The following is a 239-nucleotide window of genomic DNA, read 5'->3' on the forward strand; positions in this document are numbered from 1 at the left end:
GGCATTTTTGCGGATGTTCAATACTTCGCGGTCGACGCTTTCGCGCCACGTCGTTTCGCCCACGCGCGGGAACCAGGAAGAACGATACCAGAGGCCGGTTTCGACGAAGACCGCGCCGTTTTTCTCGGCCCAGCCATGCAGCGGCGATTTGCGCGCCGGCTGGAAATGTTTGCCGCGCGATGCCCCGGTCAAGGCGCCGAAGGAGACCGGCGTATAAAAGGGCCGGAAGGTCGTCGTTC

The 239-nt window shown here is 62.3% G+C and carries 1 protein-coding gene; it reads right to left on the minus strand.

Annotated features, from left to right (window positions below; all coding sequences use genetic code 11):
• Window positions 1-239, minus strand: a 239-nt coding sequence (locus tag EOD29_RS34790) for a hypothetical protein (protein WP_164764090.1), incomplete at both ends; no start/stop codon positions are given.

This window comes from Mesorhizobium sp. M1A.T.Ca.IN.004.03.1.1 (assembly GCF_003997555.1).
In the GTDB taxonomy this organism is placed as follows: Bacteria; Pseudomonadota; Alphaproteobacteria; order Rhizobiales; family Rhizobiaceae; genus Mesorhizobium.